The sequence below is a fragment of the Amycolatopsis sp. NPDC051372 genome, from assembly GCF_040682095.1.
Lineage (GTDB): Bacteria > Actinomycetota > Actinomycetes > Mycobacteriales > Pseudonocardiaceae > Amycolatopsis.
In genome coordinates, this window is the sequence record NZ_JBFBAF010000019.1 from 62,324 (window position 1) to 78,502 (window position 16,179).

The 16,179-nt window shown below is 72.0% G+C and carries 17 protein-coding genes; 8 read left to right on the forward strand and 9 right to left on the reverse strand.

Annotated features, from left to right (window positions below; genetic code table 11):
• Nucleotide 1: 1 nt before the first annotated feature.
• Both AB0M56_RS27275 and AB0M56_RS27280 read right to left on the reverse strand, forming a co-directional pair.
• On the reverse strand, nt 2-853 hold the full coding sequence (locus tag AB0M56_RS27275; RefSeq protein ID WP_364180611.1) for an alpha/beta hydrolase: 852 nt from the start codon (nt 851-853) through the stop codon (nt 2-4).
• 186 nt (nt 854-1,039) lie between these two features.
• A complete protein-coding gene (locus tag AB0M56_RS27280; protein ID WP_364180613.1) occupies nt 1,040-2,488 on the reverse strand; it encodes a nitrilase-related carbon-nitrogen hydrolase in 1,449 nt (482 codons plus the stop codon).
• Between the two features lie 322 nt (nt 2,489-2,810).
• On the opposite strand from AB0M56_RS27280, the gene AB0M56_RS27285 reads away from it, so the two are divergent.
• The gene (locus AB0M56_RS27285) at nt 2,811-3,941 is read left to right on the forward strand and encodes an inorganic phosphate transporter (RefSeq protein WP_364180615.1); all 1,131 of its coding nucleotides are present in this window, start codon (nt 2,811-2,813) and stop codon (nt 3,939-3,941) included.
• A 10-nt stretch (nt 3,942-3,951) separates the two neighbouring features.
• Nucleotides 3,952-4,173, forward strand: coding sequence for a hypothetical protein (locus AB0M56_RS27290; protein WP_326568648.1), 222 nt, complete (start codon nt 3,952-3,954; stop codon nt 4,171-4,173).
• Here the strand turns inward: AB0M56_RS27290 and AB0M56_RS27295 are convergent.
• Nucleotides 4,155-4,883 (reverse strand): hypothetical protein, encoded by a 729-nt coding sequence (locus tag AB0M56_RS27295; RefSeq protein WP_364180617.1) that lies wholly within the window; start codon nt 4,881-4,883, stop codon nt 4,155-4,157. The two genes, AB0M56_RS27290 and AB0M56_RS27295, sit on opposite strands and share 19 nt — an antisense overlap.
• Nucleotides 4,880-5,089, reverse strand: a complete 210-nt coding sequence (locus AB0M56_RS27300; RefSeq protein ID WP_364180619.1) for a hypothetical protein — start codon at nt 5,087-5,089, stop codon at nt 4,880-4,882. Before AB0M56_RS27300 ends, AB0M56_RS27295 begins: the two co-directional genes overlap by 4 nt.
• Nucleotides 5,090-5,164: 75 nt before the next feature.
• On the opposite strand from AB0M56_RS27300, the gene AB0M56_RS27305 reads away from it, so the two are divergent.
• Together AB0M56_RS27305 and AB0M56_RS27310 are read left to right on the forward strand one after the other, a co-directional pair.
• Nucleotides 5,165-6,727 carry a histidine kinase gene (locus AB0M56_RS27305; RefSeq protein WP_364180621.1) on the forward strand — a complete coding sequence of 521 codons (1,563 nt, stop codon included), beginning with the start codon at nt 5,165-5,167 and terminating at the stop codon, nt 6,725-6,727.
• Nucleotides 6,724-7,386, forward strand: a complete 663-nt coding sequence (locus AB0M56_RS27310; RefSeq protein ID WP_364180623.1) for a response regulator transcription factor — start codon at nt 6,724-6,726, stop codon at nt 7,384-7,386. Before AB0M56_RS27305 ends, AB0M56_RS27310 begins: the two co-directional genes overlap by 4 nt.
• Before the next feature lie 6 nt (nt 7,387-7,392).
• Here AB0M56_RS27310 and AB0M56_RS27315 read toward each other — a convergent pair whose 3' ends face one another.
• Entirely contained in the window at nt 7,393-8,520 is a 1,128-nt protein-coding gene (locus tag AB0M56_RS27315) for an FAD-dependent monooxygenase (RefSeq protein ID WP_364180624.1), read from the reverse strand.
• 108 nt (nt 8,521-8,628) lie between these two features.
• Here AB0M56_RS27315 and AB0M56_RS27320 point away from each other — a divergent pair, with 108 nt between their 5' ends.
• A complete protein-coding gene (locus tag AB0M56_RS27320; protein WP_364180871.1) occupies nt 8,629-9,126 on the forward strand; it encodes a TetR/AcrR family transcriptional regulator in 498 nt (165 codons plus the stop codon).
• A 38-nt stretch (nt 9,127-9,164) separates the two neighbouring features.
• Here AB0M56_RS27320 and AB0M56_RS27325 read toward each other — a convergent pair whose 3' ends face one another.
• From AB0M56_RS27325 to AB0M56_RS27340, 4 genes are all read right to left on the reverse strand, one after another.
• Nucleotides 9,165-9,956, reverse strand: coding sequence for an ABC transporter permease (locus AB0M56_RS27325; RefSeq protein ID WP_364180626.1), 792 nt, complete (start codon nt 9,954-9,956; stop codon nt 9,165-9,167).
• Complete coding sequence (locus AB0M56_RS27330) at nt 9,953-10,867, reverse strand: ATP-binding cassette domain-containing protein (protein ID WP_364180628.1); 915 nt, start codon at nt 10,865-10,867, stop codon at nt 9,953-9,955. The genes AB0M56_RS27325 and AB0M56_RS27330 overlap by 4 nt, the downstream gene beginning before the upstream one ends.
• A gap of 104 nt (nt 10,868-10,971) precedes the next feature.
• Entirely contained in the window at nt 10,972-13,395 is a 2,424-nt protein-coding gene (hrpB, locus tag AB0M56_RS27335) for an ATP-dependent helicase HrpB (protein ID WP_364180630.1), read from the reverse strand.
• The gene (locus AB0M56_RS27340) at nt 13,392-14,222 is read right to left on the reverse strand and encodes a glutamate ABC transporter substrate-binding protein (protein WP_364180632.1); all 831 of its coding nucleotides are present in this window, start codon (nt 14,220-14,222) and stop codon (nt 13,392-13,394) included. Before AB0M56_RS27340 ends, hrpB begins: the two co-directional genes overlap by 4 nt.
• 100 nt (nt 14,223-14,322) lie before the next feature.
• On the opposite strand from AB0M56_RS27340, the gene AB0M56_RS27345 reads away from it, so the two are divergent.
• From AB0M56_RS27345 to AB0M56_RS27355, 3 genes are all read left to right on the forward strand, one after another.
• Nucleotides 14,323-14,868: a MauE/DoxX family redox-associated membrane protein gene (locus AB0M56_RS27345; RefSeq protein ID WP_364180873.1), complete on the forward strand. Its 546-nt coding sequence runs from the start codon at nt 14,323-14,325 to the stop codon at nt 14,866-14,868.
• Between the two features lie 5 nt (nt 14,869-14,873).
• On the forward strand, nt 14,874-15,674 hold the full coding sequence (locus AB0M56_RS27350) for a thioredoxin domain-containing protein (RefSeq protein WP_354866922.1): 801 nt from the start codon (nt 14,874-14,876) through the stop codon (nt 15,672-15,674).
• A gap of 81 nt (nt 15,675-15,755) precedes the next feature.
• Nucleotides 15,756-16,073, forward strand: coding sequence for a hypothetical protein (locus AB0M56_RS27355; RefSeq protein ID WP_364180633.1), 318 nt, complete (start codon nt 15,756-15,758; stop codon nt 16,071-16,073).
• Nucleotides 16,074-16,179: the final 106 nt, after the last annotated feature.

A 16,179-nucleotide genomic window follows, 5' to 3' on the forward strand; every position in this document is an offset into this window, starting at 1 on the left:
CTCAGCTGTGGGCTGACAGGTGCGCGAGCAGGAGCGGGTTGACGCGGTCGGCCGCTTCCTCCGGCAGCCAGTGGCCGGCGTCCTCGAAGACCTCGAACCGGTAGGCGGCGTCCACGAACTCCGCGGTGTTCGTGGCGGCCGTGCGGCCGAGCTTGGTGTCCTGGGCGCCCCACACGTAGAGCGTCGGCACCGTGATGCGGCCGGCGGGGACGGTGAACTCGTCGTCGGTGGCGCCGCGGTACCAGTTGAGCGTCGCGGTGAGGGCGCCCGGCTCGGTGAGCCGCGCGACGTTGCGCTCGACCTGGTGCTCCGCGATGCGGCCCGCGTAGGCCGCCCGCAGGCGAGCGGCGCCGTCCGCCAGCATCGACGCCTCAGCGACACCGCCGGGCGCGCGGAAGAAACGGACGTAGTCGAGGTCGTGGTTCTGCTGCTCCTCGTCCTTCGCCGCCTGCTTCAGCGCGCCGGGGTGCGGCGTGGACAGCACGGTGAGCGACTTGAGCCGCTCGGGGTACCGCGTGGCGAACACCCAGGCGACCATGCCACCCCAGTCGTGGGCCACGAGGTGGAAGCGCCTCGGGGCCGCGGAGCCGGTGGTGAGCGTGTCCGCAAAGGACAGTGTGTCGGCGACGAGGGTGTCGATGGAGTAGCGCTCGACGCCCGCCGGGCGGGCCTCGCGGGCGTAGCCGCGCTGGTCGACGGCGAGGGCGTGGTAGCCGGCGTCGCCGAGGGTGTGGAGTTCGGCGGTCCACGAGTCGGCGAACTCGGGCCAGCCGTGGAGCAGCAGGACGGGCTCGCTGTCCTCCGGTCCCGCGGCGAGGGCCGTGTGCTGGTGGTCGCCGGCCCGCAGGGTCACCTCGCGCAGCTGGCTCGCCGGTGCGCTCGCACGGTCGCGGAGCGGGGGAGCGCACTGCGGGTGACGCGGGTGCCCTGGTAGTTCACGCTCTCACCGTAGGCCGTGATGATCATGGAACGCCAGTGCGAGCTGGGGCACGGTCGCTGCCCTCGAGGGCGAGCGCTGCCATCAAAGGCGAGCGGCGCCTCAAGGGCGAGTGGCGCGTCCGCGGGTGAAGACGAGCCCGGCCACGGCGGCGAGGCAGCAGAGCGAGGCGAACCAGTCGCCGAAGCGGCTGTAGAGCGTGTCGCCCGTGCCGAGGGGGACGTCGGCGACTGCGACGGCCATCGGGGTCGGACCGGTGCGCGTCTGGGCGAGGACGTGGCCGCGGGGGTCGCTCAGGATCGAGTTGCCTCGGGCGGCGCTCCAGGCCACGGACACGCCGTGCTCGACGCCGCGAAGCAGGGCGGTGCGGCTGTGCTGCCAGCCGTCGACGTCCTCGTCGGAGGCGGGGATCAGCACCAGTCCGGTGCCGGTGCGGGCGTAGTCGCGGGTGGGGGACGGGCCGTTGACGTCCATGCAGACCTCGAGGCCGATGGGCTGCCCGGCGAGGCGGGCGAGGTCGTGGCCGGATGTGACGGGCGAGAACCCGTTGCGCCACTTGCGGTATTCGACGGTCGGGCCGGCCGGGGGCACGTCGAGGGCGGTGTTGTAGGCCTGGTGACCGGGGTCCTTCACGATCGCGCCGGTCACAACGTGGAGGTTCTTGGCCCGGGCGACGTCGGCCAACGGCCCGATGAGGCCGGCCAGCCGGGCGCGGTCGGTGCCGAACGCGGCTTCCGGGAGCACGGCGATGCGGACGTCGGCCGGCAACGCGATGAGAGCGTCTACATAGGACTGAAGAACGCGCTGGCCGGCAGGAGAATCCGGATCCGCTGCCCACGCCGGCTCACTGCGCGCCACCACCGCGACGCGCACCTGGCCCACGGAAACCGCAGCCGGCGTCGCGCCGAAAACCAACGCGCCGCCTATCGCCGCGGCTGTCACCACGGTGATGCCGACCCGCGCCGAAACTCGGACACCGGGCGCGAGCACCGCGGCGAGCGCCGCCGGCGCCAGCAGCACGAGGTACTCCACACCCCACCCGCCGAGCACCGACGCGAGGCGCAGCACGTCGGGCTGGTCGCCCTGGCTGGTCATGAACGTCCCCATCACGCCGAACGGGTTGGCCACCGAGACGCCGTACAGAACCGCGGTCCAGACCGCGGGCGCCGCGACGGTCGCGAGCACCGGCCGTCCCACCCGTACGAGCCGGCGGAAGAGCGCCACCGTCGCCGCGAACAGCACCGGCGACCCCAGCAGGATCGCGAGCGCGCCCGGCACCGGCACCGCCTGCGAGTTCAGGAAGTAGTGCCAGCTGCCGGCGCTCCCGCCCAGGTAGGCGAGGAACGCCGCCGCGCTCGCCACCCACGCCCCCGTGCGAGATGCCAGCAGAAGTACGGGCAGCGGCGCCAGCCACGCCAGCACGGCGACTGGTTCGAACCCCAGCCCGAAGTGGATCAGCACGCCGGACGCGACGGTGGCGGCGAGCGCCCAGCCGAGGTGGCGGTGCACATCAGTGGCAGTGGACGTGGAAACGCTTGCTGTGGCGGTCATCCGGGCGACCCCTCTCGCCGTGGGACTACCACCGTCGCAGCCGGCGGCCGCCGAAGCACTGGGCTGCACCGGAGTATTCGGGGTAGGGCTGGCACCACCCCAAAGCGCATGATTCCGACATAGGGAATTAACAGTGCAAACACGGATTCACCCAACCTGGCTAGTCGATCGGTTGATCACCAGGTGAATGCGGGAAATGGACCTGCCCGCGCGCGCACTCGTTTACACAGAGTTCAACCAGCGGCCACTCGTACGAGATTAGTCGTCGCTCGGTTGATGGGTAGCTTCTCAACAGCACGACCACCGAGTTGGAGAAACGCCCATGGACTTTTCCCTCATTGTCCTGGTGGTGATCGTCGCGGCACTTGCCTTCGACTTCACCAACGGGTTCCACGACACGGCCAACGCCATGGCCACTTCTATTGCCACGGGAGCCCTCAAGCCCAGAATCGCCGTGGCCATTTCGGCCGTGCTGAACCTGGTCGGAGCGTTCCTGTCGATCGAGGTCGCGAAAACGATTTCCGGCGGCATCGTCGACGACACGAAGGTCACCCCGGTGGTGATTTTCGCGGGGCTCGTCGGCGCCATCATCTGGAACCTCGTCACGTGGCTCGTCGGACTGCCCTCGAGCTCCTCGCACGCGCTGTTCGGCGGTCTGATCGGCGCGACGTGGATCGCGTCGGGCGCGGACGCCGTGCACTTCGGCAAGGTCGTCGAGAAGGTGCTGATCCCCGCGGTCGCGTCGCCGATCGTGGCCGGGGTCGTGGCGCTCATCGGCACGTTCCTGACCTACCGCATCACCGAGACGGCCAAGGAACGCGTGGTGGGCAAGGGTTTCAAGACCGGCCAGGTCCTCTCGGCCAGCCTCGTCTCGCTCGCGCACGGTACCAACGACGCGCAGAAGACCATGGGTGTCATCACGCTGACGCTCATCGCCGGCGGCACGCTCGCGCCGGGTTCGAACCCGCCGCTGTGGGTCATCGGGGCGTGCGGCCTCGCGATCGCGGCCGGTACCTACCTCGGCGGCTGGCGGATCATCCAGACCATGGGCAAGAAGCTCACCGAGATCCAGACGCCGCAGGGCTTCGCCGCGGAGACCAGTTCCGCGGCCGTGATCCTCGCGTCGTCGCATCTCGGCTTCGCGCTGTCGACGACCCACGTCACCTCGGGCGGCATCATCGGCTCGGGCCTCGGCCGCAAGCTCGCGGAGGTCCGCTGGGGCGTCGCGGGCAAGATGGTCATCGCCTGGGTGCTCACGCTGCCGGCGGCCGCCATCGTCGGCGCCATTGCGGCGGCGGTCTCGACCCGCGGCAGCTGGGGCACGATCCTCATCGGCGCCGTCGGGGTGCTCGTGGCGCTGGGCATCTGGCTCGCGTCGCGCCGCAACCCCGTGAGCGCCAACACCGTCAACGACGAGCCGGACGCCGCCAAGGCCGCTCCGGTCGCGGCCTGAGGGAGCGGACATGGACATCGACTGGGGTGCCCTCGGCACCGTCTTCGTCGTCGCGCTGGCCGCGGCGGTGGTGCTCACGGTGCTGTTCGCCTACGGCATCCGCGGGCTTTCGGCGCGCGAAACCGCGCGTGAACAAGGCGGCTCCGGCGTCGCGGCGTTCACGGGTTCGATCGTGTGCTTCGCCGTGTGCGCCGCGGTGGTCGCGTACGGGATTTATTTGATCGCCGCCTGAGCGCGGCCGCGTAGTTCGTCCGGAAGCTCGTCGAGAAGCGGGAACACCGCTTCCCGGCGAGCTTTCCCCATGTTGGCCAATACGTCGAGCGCCGGCTCCCACAGCGATTCGTCGGCGCCGGCCGCGCGGATCAGCCGCGGGAGCCGGCCCTCGGGCAGTAGGCCCATCACGTGGTCGATGCGCGTTTTGTCGTCCAGGACGTACGCGGTGCGCAGCAGCGCGGCGTCCTCGAGCACGGCGAGGCTGCGCCGCACGGTCGGGTCCGGCAGGTGCCCGACGAACCGGCCGAGCGTGATCCAGTCCTCCCGACGCGTTAGCTCCGCGGCCACCGCGACCACGGTGTCGAACGGGATGCGCGTGATGATCGACGTCGCGCGCCGCGGGTCCAGCTCCGCGGCCACCGACGCGAGGAACTTCGGCGGCAGCCGCTTCGCGACGTCCACGCCGCGCGACACGTCCACCAGCCCGGCGATCCGCGCGCACAGCAGTGGTCCGAACACCTTCTCGGCGATCTTCGCGACCACGGGCGCGGGCAGCAGCCGGCTGGCCAGCGCCATCCGTTCGAGCACCACGAGGTTCGCGTCGAACAGCGTGGTCGTCACCTGTTCGCGGAACAGCTGCAGGTCGGCGACGTCCACGTCGGCGAGGTAGGCCAGCCGTTCGGGCTCGACGTCGAGCACGCGCGCGAGCTTGAGGATTTCCGGGTTCACAGACCGACCGCCTTGCGTACGGCGCCGCGCAGGAGCGCCGGCACGTACTTGAGCCCGTCCTCACCCGCCTGGGCGAGGGCTTTGGCCTGCCGGTGCCGCGCGTCGCGCAACGCGGCGGCGAGGTCCTGCCGCGCGTCCTCGGGCAGGGCTTCGATGCCGTCGGGCAGGGGGCCGCCGAGCTGCTCGGCGAGTGTGCGCTCAGCCATGGTGAGCCATCATGCCTCAGCGGTTGACTTTCGACAGTGGTGACCGCCGCCGTGGGCCTTGTAGCGTCAGCGCCCATGAGGGAGGTGACCAGGCGCAGGTGGCGGGTGGTGCTCGACGTCCTGCTCTGGGTCTTCCTGTCCGGCGTCGTCGCGATCGACGCCTCGAACAACCCAAACCCGTGGGAGCTGATCTTCGGGCTGGCCGCCACCACCGTGTCGGTCGCGGCGTGGCGCCGGCTGCCGGCGGTGTCGCTGATCGTCACGATGGCCACGGCCGTGGTGGTGGCGTTCGGCTGGGGCGGGCGCGTGGCCGTGTGGGAGGTCTTCCTCATGGTCACCGTGGGGTACCTCGCCGGCCTGCGGATGACGCAGGTGCGCGTGGCCGTGCTGACGTGTTCGGGGATCGCGCTGGCCGGACTGCCCGTGGCGCTGGTGCTGCCCTCGGCGGGGTTCGGCGCGTGGGGCGCGATGCTGGGGGTGCTCGCGTTCGCGGGGGTCGCGCCGTGGCTGCTGGGGCGCCACGTGCGGCTGCGGCGTGAGCTGGCGCGCGCGGGGTGGCGGCGGGCGGAGGAGATGGAGAGCCGCCAGCAGCTCGTCGCCGACCAGGCCCGGCTGCGTGAACGCGCGCGGATCGCCAGCGACATGCACGATTCCCTGGGCCACGAGCTGAGCCTCATCGCCGTGCGCGCCGCCGCTCTCGAAGTGGCGGGTGGTCTCGACGACACGCAGCGCGCCGCGGCCGGTGACCTGCGCGCCAACGCCGCGACGGCGACCGAGCGGCTGCGCCAGATCATCGGTGTGCTGCGGGAGGACGCGGCGCCCATCGAGCCCGTACAGGGTGACCTGGGGGAGCTGCTGGAGCGGGCCCGCGCGTCGGGGCTGCTGATCGAGTCGCAAGTGGACAGTCTCGAGGCGACGCCGCCGATGGTCGCGCGGGCGGCCTACCGCGTGATTCAGGAGGCGGTGACGAACGTCGCCAAGCACGCGCCGGGCGCGGCCGTGACCGTGCGGGTGCTCAGCTCGCCGGCGAGCACCGAGATCCGGGTGGGGAACGCGCGGCCGCCCGCGGGTCCGTTGCCGGGGGCGTCGGGTAAACGCGGGCTGATCGGGCTGCGCGAACGCGTGCGGCTGGTCGGGGGTGCGCTGCGGGCGGGACCCAACGCGGACGGCGGCTTCGAGGTCGTGGCCACGCTGCCGCACGACTCCGCTCCGGGGCCGGCTCCGGAGGACGGCGCCGACGTCGAGCAGTCCGAGTCGGCGCGCGAGTGGGAGCTGGCGCGGCGCGACGTGCGGCGCAGCCTGGTGCAGGCGATCGTGATCCCGCTGGCGTTGTTCGGCGTGGTGATCGGCGGAAGCGGGGTGGCGTTCCTCGTGCAGTGGTACGGCTCGCAGGTGTCAATGGGGGTCTACCAGCAGATCCGGCTCGGGGCGACGCGGGCGTCGATCGCGCCGCTGCTGCCTGCGCAGCAAAGGCTGTCGAAACCGCAGTACGGGGAGCCGCCGAAGCCCGCGGGGAGCACGTGCGAGTACTACGGCACTTCGCGCAGCTGGTGGAACGTTCGCTACGCCGCGATCCGGCTCTGCTTCGAGGGCGACCGGCTCGTGACGAAGGATCTCTACAGTGAGGACGAACCGTGATCCGGGTGCTGCTGGCCGACGACGAGGCCATGATCCGCGCTGGTGTTGCTGCGATCCTGGCGGCCGACGCGGACATCGAGGTCGTCGCGGAGGCCTGCGACGGCCGCGAAGCCGTGGCCCAGGCGCTGGCCACCCGCCCCGACGTGGTGCTGCTCGACATCCGCATGCCGGTGCTCGACGGCCTCGCCGCGGGCGCCGAGATCCGCCGCGTGCTGCCGGACGTCGGCGTGATCATCCTGACGACGTTCGGCGAAGACGCTTACATCGAACGCGCCCTGGGCTTCGGCGCCAGCGGGTTCCTGTTGAAGGCCGGCGACCCGCGCGAACTGCTCTCCGGCATCCACGCCGTCGCGGACGGCGCCGCGTTCCTCTCCCCGAAAGTCGCGTCCCGCGTCATCGCCCGCCTCTCCGGCGGCGCCCTCACCCGCGGCGCCGCGGCGCGCGACCGCATCGCCGCTCTGACGGCCCGCGAACGCGAAGTCCTGACCCTCCTGGCGACGGGCCTGTCCAACGCCGACATCGCCTCGCGGATGTTCGTCGTCGAAGGCACGGTCAAAGCCCACGTCAGCACCATCCTCACCCGCCTGGGCGCGCGCAACCGCGTCCAGGCGGCGATCACGGCCTTCGAAGCGGGGTTGGTCGGGGGAGAAGCGGAGTAACGGCGCCTACGACAGGTCAGCCGGGCGGGGCAGCCGCGGCGGGGTCCAGTCGTTGATCCAGCTCTCCGCCCGAGCCATCGCCGACGGCGGAGCCAGTCGCAGCACCGCGGTGCGCACGGCGGCCCCGACCGGGTTGCGCAGCAGCGGCCCCAGCGAGCCCGCCCGGATCGACGTCCGCCAGACGCGCTGGCTCCGCGCCCGGCGCATCGCGTCGTACTCGCGCAGGCCCGCGGCCACATCGGAGGTCGAAGCCAAAGCAGCCGCCAGCACGACCGCGTCCTCGATGCCCTGGCAGCCGCCTTGGCCGAGGTACGGCGGCATGGCGTGGGCGGCGTCGCCGAGGAGGGCGAGGCGACCCGCGACGTAGGTCGGCAGCGGGGTGGCCAGGTGGTAGAGGTCGTGGTGGAGGATCTCCGGCGTCGCGGTGATCAGGGAGCGCACGGGGGCGTGCCAGTCGCCGTAGGTGTCCAGCAGGTAGGCGCGAACGTCCTCGTGCCGGAGGCCTTCCGGGCGGGCCTCGGCGATCCACCAGTACACGCGCCCGTCGAGCAGGGGCAGGATCCCCACTTCCGTGCCGCGGCCCCAAGCGGTGCTCAAGCGTGACGGCACCTCGGCGATGCCACGGAACGCCGTGCCACGGCTGTAGGCGAGGCGAGCGTGCGGGTGCAGGGATTGCCGCACGGGGCTGTGGATGCCGTCGGCGGCCACGACCAGGTCGGCGCGGATCGAGCCGCTCGGATGGTGGACGACGCCGTCGGGCGTGGCGGAGAGCACCTCGACGCCGGTGTGCAGGCTCGACTCCGGCAGCACCGAGCACAGGGCCTCGATCAGGTCCGCCCGGTGGATCGCGGCGAGCGGCAGGCCGTAGCGCCGGACGTACGCGCTCATGTCCCAGCCCGCGAGCCGCCGGCCGCGAGGGTCGAGCAGGACGCCGTCGCGCTGCGGGCTCAGCGGCGCCTCGACACCCAGCTCCGTGAGCGCCCGCTGCGCGTTGGGCCAGATCGAAATCCCGGCGCCGATGCCGGTGAGCTCCGGCGCGCGCTCGTACACCGTGACTCGCCAGCCCGTGCGGTGCAGGCCGATCGCCGCGCACAGTCCCCCGATGCCGCCGCCGATCACGACCGCGTGTCGCATGACCGCCTCCTCTACGTCTGTAGAGGACTCTACACCTGTAGAGTGGTGATCGTGGACAGGATTTCGGCGATCGGCGACGCGGCCATCGAGGTGATCGCGGCCGACGGCATGCGCGGGCTCACCCACCGCGCAGTCGATCGGGCGGCGGGTCTGCCGGCCGGCTCGACGTCGTACTACGCGCGCACCCGCCTCGCGCTGCTGGAGCTCGCCATGGCGCGAATGGTGGAGCTCGACCAGGCCGTGATCGATCCCGACGCGCGCGATCTCGCCGACGTGCTGGCCGCGACGGTCCACGCCGCCATCACCGCCGGTCGCACCCGCATGCTCGCCCGCTACGAGTTCGCGCTCGAAGCCACGCGTCGCCCGGAGCTGCGCGCCGCCTACGCCGAAGGCGGCCGTGAAATCCGGGACCGCTGCGTCCAACTGCTCGCGGCGGCCGGTTCGCCGCGGGCTGAGCAGCACACCCGCGTGCTGCTCAACTGGCTCGACGGCGCGATCTTCGACGCGCTCGCCGGCACCGGGTCGACAAATCCTCCTGGCAAGCAGGAACTCGCCGACGGCGCCCGCGCGGTCCTCACCGGACTCGGCCTGCCCCTCACCCGGTGACGGGGCCCCTCGCGCTCGGGGCCCCTCCGGCAAAGAAATCAGGCGTCACGCCGCTTCAGCACCGAAGTGCCGAGGAATAGGCCCGCCGCCGCCCACACCAGGCAGATCAGCACTCCCACCCAGGGCGAGTACGGCGAAACCCCACCCAGCAACGGGTTCGTCTCCCCTGCGGGAACCATTCCGTTGAGCCCCGCGAACGCCGGAAAGTAGTTCATGATTTCCGGTGTCACATAAGCGGAAAGCAGCATCGGCAACGGCAGCAGCAGCACCATCGTCACCACGATCGTCCCCGCCGCGCTGCGCAGCGCGAACCCGATGCCCGCGCACAGCACCCCCAGCAGCGCGAAGAACGCCCCCATGCCCGCGGCCGCCGCGAACCCGTCGCCGAACGTCGTCGTCACGGCCGCTCCCGGCATCAGCACCGCCGAGGTCGCCATGCCCAGCAGCGCCACCACCACGCCGTAGGCGAAGAGCACCGGCACCAGCACGGCCGCCTTCGCGAGCGCCAAGGTCGAGCGCACCGGCACCCACTGCAGCGTCGAGCGGATACTGCCGCTGGCGTATTCGCTGGTGACGAACAGCGTGGCCACCGCGATCACGCAGAACTCGGTGAGGTAGATCGAGCCGTTCACCACGATGTCGTGCGGGCCCTGCGGTGGTTCGGTGTCGCCCAGCCGTTGCGACAGCCCGGACACGCCGCTGTAGAGCAGCATCAGCAGCACCCCGCCGGCGAGGCTCCACCACGTGCCGCGCACCGACCAGAACTTCGTCCACTCCGAAGCGACGGCCCCCGAAAGCCCGCCGCCCGCGCGTACCTGCGTGGTCGTCATGCCGTCACCCCGTATTCCACCGACGAAGCGGTCAGTTCCATGTACGCCTGCTCCAGCGAGGCCGTCCGCTCACCCAGACCGTGCAGCCGCACGCCCAGCTCGTGCGCGAGATCGCCGACTTCGCCGACGCCAGCGCCGGTCACCACCAACTCGTCGGCCTCGCCTGGCTCAACCGCCGCGCCGCGCGTGAGCAGGTGCCGCGCGAGCGTGTCGCGCTCGACGGGCGTCGGCACGCGCACCGAAACCGAGCTGAGCGAGTTGCCGGCGATGAACTCGTCGACGGGTGCGTCGGCGAGCAGCTTTCCCTTGCCGATCACCACGAGGTGGTCGGCGGTCAGCTGCATCTCGCTCATCAGGTGGCTCGATACGAACACCGTGCGGCCCTCCTCGGCGAGCGAGCGCATGAGCTGACGCACCCAGCGCACACCGTCGGGGTCGAGGCCGTTCACCGGCTCGTCGAACATCAGCACGCCGGGGTCGCCGAGCAGCGCGCCCGCGATCCCCAGCCGCTGCCCCATGCCGAGCGAGAACTGGCCCGCCCGCTTGCCGGCGACGTCGGTGAGCCCGACGGTCGCGAGCACCTCTTCGACGCGCGACGCGGGAATGCCGTTGCTGCGCGCCATCGCGAGCAGGTGCCGCCCGGCGCTGCGGCCCGGGTGCAGCGCTTCGGCTTCGAGCAGTGCGCCGACCTCCCGCAGCGGGTGCTTGAGCTCGGCGTAGGGCTTGCCGTTCACCAGCACACTGCCCGCCGTGGGCCGGTCGAGGCCCACCGTCATGCGCATCGTCGTCGACTTGCCCGAACCGTTCGGCCCGAGGAACCCCGTGACGCTGCCGGGTGCGACGGCGCACGTGAGCCCGTCGACGACAGTCTTCTCCCCGTAGCGCTTCGTCAGTCCGCGAAGCGTGATCATGTGCCCTCCCATGGGTTCGATCCCTTGGGTAGGAAGTCTGCGATTCGAGGGGCGCCGCGGACATCGGACTTCCGGCTCGCGCTACCCCCGACCTTCGACAGGGGTCAGCGCGACCTGCGGGTGGTGCGGCGCGTCGGCGTGGCCGTCGCGGGGTCCTCGGGCCAGGGGTGTTTCGGGTAACGGCCGCGCAGGTCGGCGCGCACGGCCGCGTACCCGGTGCGCCAGAACGACTCCAGGTCGGCCGTCACGGCGGCGGGCCGGCCGGCGGGGGAGAGCAGGTGCAGCAGCACCGGGACGCGGCCGTCGGTGACGGTCGGGGTGGCCGTCCACCCGAAGGTCTCCTGCAGCTTCACCGCGAGCACGGGCTGGTCGGCGGTGTAGTCCACGCGTATACGCGAGCCGGACGGGACTTCGAGGCGGTCGGGCGCCAGCTCGTCGAGGCGCGCGGCTTCGGGCCACGGCAGCAGGCCGCGCAGGGCACTGCCGGCGTCGACCGTGGCGAGGTCCGTGCGGCGGCGGGCGCGGGAGAGGTCGAGCCAGCTGTCCACTTCGGACAACAGGGTGTCGTCGTCGACGGCCGGCCACGGGGCGCCGAGCACGCGGTGCAGGAACGCCATCCGCTCACGCAGGCGCCGGCCGTCTTCGTTCCAGCGCAGCAGGCCCAGGCCTTCGGTGCGCAGGCCGGTGACCAGGGCTTCGTGCACGAGCCCGGGTTGCGGTGAACGCAGCGGGCGTTCGGCCAGCACGATGGCGCCGAGGCGGCGGACGTGCCGGGCCACCACGTCGCCGTCCCACGCGACTTCGTCCACTTCGGACACCAGGGCGGGGGCGGCCCGCACGGCGAGGGTTTCGTCGGCGACGGCGGCGAGCCGGATCGTGCCCTGCACGCGGCCGGGGTCGCGCGTGGCTTCGCCGACGGCCAGCCATTCGGCGTTGCCGAGACCGCTGCCCGCGGGGAGCTCGGCCGCGGTACCGCCGGCCATGAGGTACACGGGCGCGCCTCCCGTGCGACGCCTCGCGAGCCGTTCGGGGTGAGCCAGGGCGACGACCAACGCGGCGTCGGGTTTGCCCGTACTGGCAGGGGATTTCACCAAGCCCGAAAGCCGCCGGACCTCCGTTTTCCACCGCCGCGCCGCGTCGTCCGTGCCGCTGCGCAGGCGCCGCAGCTCGGCCTCGACGTCGGTCAGCTGCGCTCCCGCGTCGAGGAGCGCCACGACTTCGGCGGCCACTCGCGTACCCACGGCAGCGGATCCGTCGAGCAGCGCGCGGGCGAGCCGCGGGTGCAGGCCGAGGTCGGCCATCCGGCGTCCGCGCGGGGTGATGGTGCCGTCGGCGGTCGTCGCGCCCAGCGTGACCAGCAACGTCCGGGCGGCGGCCAGCGCGCCCTCGCCCGGCGGGTCCCACCAGGCCAGGCCGCTGCCGTCCGGGGTCGACCAGCACGCGAGCTCCAGCGCGAACCGCGCGAGCTCGGCCGTGCGGATCTCCGGCTCGGGGTACGCGGGCAGCGTCGCCTGCTCGTGCTCCGGCCAGCAGCGGTACGCGCGGCCGGGTGCTTCGCGGCCCGCGCGCCCGGCTCGTTGCTCGGCGACGGCCGCGGACACGCGCACGGTCGCCAGCCCGGCGAGGCCGCGCCGGTGATCCACTCGCGGCACGCGGGCGAGCCCGGAGTCCACAACGGACCGCACGCCGGGCACGGTGAGGCTCGACTCCGCGACGGCCGTGGCCAGCACCACGCGCCGGCGGTCGCGGGGCCGCAGCGCGTCGTCCTGCCGGGCGGCGGTGAGGCGGCCGTGCAGCGGCAGCACGTCGGCGTCGAGTGAGCCCAGCTGCGCGGCCGTACGCGCGATCTCCCCGGCGCCGGGCAGAAACGCGAGCACGTCACCGTCCCCTTCGGACAGTGCCAGCCGGATCGTCGACGCCACGGTGGCCTCGATCCGCGCGCCGCGGATGGGCGCGCGGTAGGTGAGCTCGACGGGGTAGGTGCGGGCGTGCGCGGTCACCACGGGTGCGTCGCCGAGCAGCTCGGCGAGCCGTCCGGCGGCGACGGTCGCCGACGTCGCGAGCAGCCGCAGGTCGTCGCGCAGGCCGGCGCGGACGTCGAGCAGGAGGGCGAGCAGCAGGTCGGCGTCGAGGTGGCGTTCGTGGCACTCGTCGAGCAGCACCGTCGACACACCGGCCAACTCGGGGTCGTTCTGCACGCGCCGCACGAGCAGACCGGACGTCACGACCTCGATCCGGGTGCGCGCAGACACCTTCCGGTCGCCGCGCACGGAGTACCCGACCGTCTCGCCCACGGGTTCACCCAGCAGTGCGGCCATCCGCGAAGCCGCGGCTCGGGCGGCCAGGCGGCGCGGTTCGGCGACCACGACACGGCCCCCGCCGTCCTCCAGCGCGAGCGGCACGAGGGTGGTCTTGCCGGTGCCGGGCGGCGCGACCAGCACGGCGGTGCCGTGGTCCGCGAGCGCCGCCAGCACGTCGGGCAGCACCGCGCGCACCGGCAGGTCGGGCAGGTTTTCCAGGCGGCTCACTGCTCGGTGATCTCCGGCGGCTTCGGCAACGGGTAGTTCGACGGGCCGATGTTGGCCTCCAGCGACCGTAGCCAGTCGCCGTCCGAGACCATCTTGCGGATGGCGTCGTCCACGGCGTGCTGGCCCGCGGTGTCGCCCTTGCGCAGGCCCACGCCGTAGCGCTCGGTCGAGAACGGGTGCCCGACCACGCGCAGCAGCTCGGGGTCCTGCGCGACATAGCCGGCGAGGATCACCGCGTCGGTGGTCACGGCGTCGACCTGACCGGCGAGCAGGGCCGTGACGCAGTCGGGGTACCGCGGGTACTCGACGAGCTGCACGGCCTGCGCGAACTTGTCCCGCACCTGCTGCGCCGGCGTCGAGCCGGTGACCGAGCACAGCCGTCGGCCGTTGAGGCTCTCCGGGCCCGTGATGTCCGACGACGTGCGCCGCACCAGCAGGTCCTGGCCGGTCACGAAGTACGGCCCGGCGAACGACACGAGCTGCTTGCGCTTGTCGGTGATCGAGTACGTGGCCACCACGAGGTCGACGCTGCCGGAGGTGAGGTCGGACTCGCGCGTGGCCGGCGTGGTCTCGTGCCACGCGATGTGGGCCGGGTCCACGCCCAGCTCACCGGCGACGAACTTGGCGACGTCCACGTCGAAGCCCACGAACCGGCCGTCGACCGTGCGCTGGGAGAGGCCGGGTTGGTCGAAGCGGATCCCGATCGTGAGGTGGTCACCGTCACGCGCGCGTTTGACGAGCGAATCGCCGGGCGAAACCGTTCCTGGACCGCAGGCCACGCACGTGACCAGCAACAACAGGGCGGCGACCACCGCGCGAACTCGCATGCCCGCCTCCCCTCGGTGGGTGTTGACAACTCACGAAGTTCTCAGGTCCGGCGGCTAGCCTAAGCGTGTGCGACGACTGTCCCAACCCGCGCTCGACACCATCGGCACCCTCGCCCGTCTCGGGCTCGCGGCCGTGTGGCTCGTTTCAGGTGCCATAAAACTGGCCTCGCCGGGGCAGACGTTCATCGCCGTGCAGGCCTACGACGTGCTGCCGAGCGCGCTGGTCCGGCCGGTCGCGACCGCGTTGCCGCTGGTCGAGCTGGTGCTGGGCCTGCTGCTGCTGTTCGGGCTGGCCACGCGCTGGGTCGCCACCGCGGCGCTGGTCATGCTGGCCGTGCTCGTGGCGGGCATCGCGCAGTCGTGGGCACGCGGGCTGAGCATCGACTGCGGCTGCTTCGGCGGCGGCGGGCACGTGGCCGCCGGCCAGACCGAGTACCCGCAGGAGATCTTGCGCGACACCGGGTTCGCGGTGCTGGCCGTGTGGCTGATGGTGCGTCCGCGTTCGTTCTTCTCGGTCGACGGCTGGCTCGGCTGGGGACGGCGGCGCGCGGCTGTGGAGGATTCCGCTGTGGAGGATTCCGCGGAGACAGGGAGCTCCGCGGCGCTGGGGGACGAGTACTCCCCGAGCATCGCTGAAGGGAAATAGGAACCGTGGGTGAAGCAGCGCGGAAGCGCCAACGCCAGGCGCAGGCCGCGAAGTCGGTCGCGCAGGCGAGGGGTGCCTCGAGCGACCGGAACAAGATCATCGCCGTCGTGGTGGCGGTCGTGGTCGTCGCCGCGGTGGTGATCGGCGGCGTCGTGTGGATCAACTCGAGCAAGAACTCCACCGAGGGCACGGCCATCGCGCCGACCACGTCCACGACGCTCGGCCCCGGCGTGGTCGAGAAGCTCGACGGCGTGGTCGTCTCCGTCGGCAAGCCCGGCGCGCCCAAGACCATCGACTTGTACGCCGACTTCCTGTGCCCGTACTGCAAGCAGCTGCAGGACACCTACGGTCCGAAGATGGAGCAGGCGGTCAACAGCGGCCAGCTGACCGTGCGGTATCACATGGTGACGCTGTTGAACGAGAACTCGGACCCGCCGGGCTACTCGCTCGACTCGGCCAACGCGGCGCTGGCCGCGGTCTCGTCGCAGAAGTTCACCGCGTTCCACGACGCGCTGTTCAAGAGCCAGCCGGAAGAGGGCGGCCGTGGCTACGACAAGGCACAGCTGATCAAGCTCGGCCACGACCTGGGCATCACCGACCCGAAGTTCGACCAGACGGTGAACGCCGGGACCTACGACCAGCAGATCCAGGCCGCTTTCCAGCAGACGGAGAACGACCCGAACCTGGCCCAGGACTTCCCCAACGGCGCGCACGGCTTCGGCACGCCGACCGTCGCGGTCAACGGCAAGGCCATCTCGACCCAGGGCGACTGGCTCACCGGCGTGCTGAACGGCACCGGCAGCTGACCACCTGATCCGGTCATTTCGCCTGTCCGGGCACAACCCGTCCGTTGACCTGGCCCTCGCGGCTCAGGGGAGGGGCGGGGTGTGTCCGGTTTTCATTCTGGTTTTCACGCCGACGACGGCGCTTACGAGACGTACGCGCGCCAGGTCGATCCACTCGGTGACGACGTCCGGCAGGCGGGCTCGCGGCACATCGCCCCGCACGTGACGGTCGATTTCTCCGACATGGGCCACGAGTCCGGCTTCTCCGGTGCGTACGGCGCGCGCATGCGTTCGCTGCAGCAGCGGCTGCACGCCCTCGGCGGTGGGTTCCACCAGGTCGGCGAAGCCGCGCGGCGCACGCAGGGCAAGTTCGCCACGGTGGAGGAGGAGCACGGCGACGCGCTCCGCAGGCTTCGGTGACCGCCGAGGTCGAGCAGGTCGTGCGCGGCGGGCTGGACACCGCGAACCAACCAGTTCGCGGCCAAGCTCAAGCACGACCCCGGTGCCGTCAACGGCGCGCGTGACG

Coding starts and splice junctions, on each gene's coding strand:
- AB0M56_RS27280 (WP_364180613.1), bottom strand. CDS start 2,488: ATGACCGCCACAGCAAGCGTTTCCACGTCCACTGCCACTGATGTGCAC.
- AB0M56_RS27285 (WP_364180615.1), top strand. CDS start 2,811: ATGGACTTTTCCCTCATTGTCCTGGTGGTGATCGTCGCGGCACTTGCC.
- AB0M56_RS27290 (WP_326568648.1), top strand. CDS start 3,952: ATGGACATCGACTGGGGTGCCCTCGGCACCGTCTTCGTCGTCGCGCTG.
- AB0M56_RS27300 (WP_364180619.1), bottom strand. CDS start 5,089: ATGGCTGAGCGCACACTCGCCGAGCAGCTCGGCGGCCCCCTGCCCGAC.
- AB0M56_RS27305 (WP_364180621.1), top strand. CDS start 5,165: ATGAGGGAGGTGACCAGGCGCAGGTGGCGGGTGGTGCTCGACGTCCTG.
- AB0M56_RS27315 (WP_364180624.1), bottom strand. CDS start 8,520: ATGCGACACGCGGTCGTGATCGGCGGCGGCATCGGGGGACTGTGCGCG.
- AB0M56_RS27320 (WP_364180871.1), top strand. CDS start 8,629: ATGCGCGGGCTCACCCACCGCGCAGTCGATCGGGCGGCGGGTCTGCCG.
- AB0M56_RS27325 (WP_364180626.1), bottom strand. CDS start 9,956: ATGACGACCACGCAGGTACGCGCGGGCGGCGGGCTTTCGGGGGCCGTC.
- AB0M56_RS27330 (WP_364180628.1), bottom strand. CDS start 10,867: ATGATCACGCTTCGCGGACTGACGAAGCGCTACGGGGAGAAGACTGTC.
- AB0M56_RS27340 (WP_364180632.1), bottom strand. CDS start 14,222: ATGCGAGTTCGCGCGGTGGTCGCCGCCCTGTTGTTGCTGGTCACGTGC.